The sequence below is a fragment of the Streptomyces sp. NPDC049577 genome (assembly GCF_040675635.1).
Taxonomy (GTDB): domain Bacteria; phylum Actinomycetota; class Actinomycetes; order Streptomycetales; family Streptomycetaceae; genus Streptomyces.
This window is the reverse complement of record NZ_JBFAPH010000659.1, coordinates 1-1,144: the sequence shown is the minus strand read 5'-3', so window position 1 is coordinate 1,144 and position 1,144 is coordinate 1. Positions and strand designations below refer to the sequence as shown.

Annotated in this window: 2 protein-coding genes; one reads left to right on the top strand and one right to left on the bottom strand. The window is 73.1% G+C overall.

Going from position 1 to position 1,144, the window contains the following annotated elements; genetic code table 11:
- A partial coding sequence (locus tag AB0K09_RS33680; protein ID WP_366069184.1) for a winged helix-turn-helix domain-containing protein occupies positions 1–912 on the top strand: 912 nt, incomplete at its 5' end.
- Here the strand turns inward: AB0K09_RS33680 and AB0K09_RS33675 are convergent.
- Positions 909–1,144 (bottom strand): LUD domain-containing protein (locus AB0K09_RS33675; protein ID WP_366069183.1); only part of this gene is annotated, 236 nt, incomplete at its 5' end. The genes AB0K09_RS33680 and AB0K09_RS33675 overlap by 4 nt on opposite strands.

Below are 1,144 nucleotides of genomic sequence, written 5' to 3'. Positions count from 1 at the left end.
GTGGAGATGATGCTCGCCCTCGCCACGCTGCGCCGGTCCGACCCGGTGTTCACCCTCTGGCGACGGCGGATGAGCCAGAACCTGCCGCGCTCCGCACGGCCCCTGCTGGAGCTGGCGCCCGCCACCGGCAAGTCGCCACTGTTCCTGGACCCGCCGAGCCGCGGATTCGACGACGGGCTGGAGCGGATCCTGTCCACCCCCACCCCGTTCGTCCGCAGCCAACTGCGCCGCGTCCACGCCCCCGGCCGCCGCCCGGCCCCGTGGACCCGTCTCCTGGCCGACCAGGACCGGGAAGCCTGGCAGACCCTCGAGGACGCCGTACGGGCGGCGCACGCGAGTGTTCTGGCCGGCTCGTGGGACCGCATACGCGCAGGCTTCGACGCCGAACGCGCCTGGCGTGTCCAGCTGCTGGCCGCTCAGGGCATCCGCGCGACGCTCACCAGCCTCGCCCCCGGAGGACGCTGGAGCGGTACCACCCTCGAATTCGACGACGGCGACTTCGGCGGTGACTTCGGCGCCGACGACTTCGAAGTCGCACTCGACGGGCGCGGCATCATCCTGCTGCCCTCGGTCTTCTGGACCGGGCGGCCCCTGGTCGGCAGATACGCCCACGGAACGTATCTGGTCTATCCGGCCGTGACCCCGCTGCCCCTGCTGAACGACCCCGGCACCGCCGACGCGCTGGCCGCGCTGCTGGGGCGCACCCGCGCCGTCATCCTGGGACAGCTCACCCGGCCACGCACCACCACCGACCTCGCGGGCGAACTCGGCCTGGCCAAGTCCTCGGTGTCCGAGCACGCCAAGGCCTTGCGCGCCGCCCACCTCATCACCGCGCAGCGCGACGGCAAAGCGGTCTGGCACTCCTGCACCCCGCTGGGCCTCGGGCTCCTCTCGGGCCGTCCCGGTACCTAGGGCCGTATGCGCGGATCGCCGTCCACGAGGACCACCTCCAGCGTGCGCGGGCCGTGGACGCCCTCGATCCGGCTCAGTTCGATGTCGCTGGTCGCCGAGGGGCCCGAGATCCAGGTCAGCGGCCGCCCGGGAGCCAGCCGTCCGAGGGCCTGCGCCACCGAGTCCACGACCTGGTCCTCGGTCCGAACGACGCAGACGTGATGGTCCGGCACGAGCGTGATGCGCCGGCGGC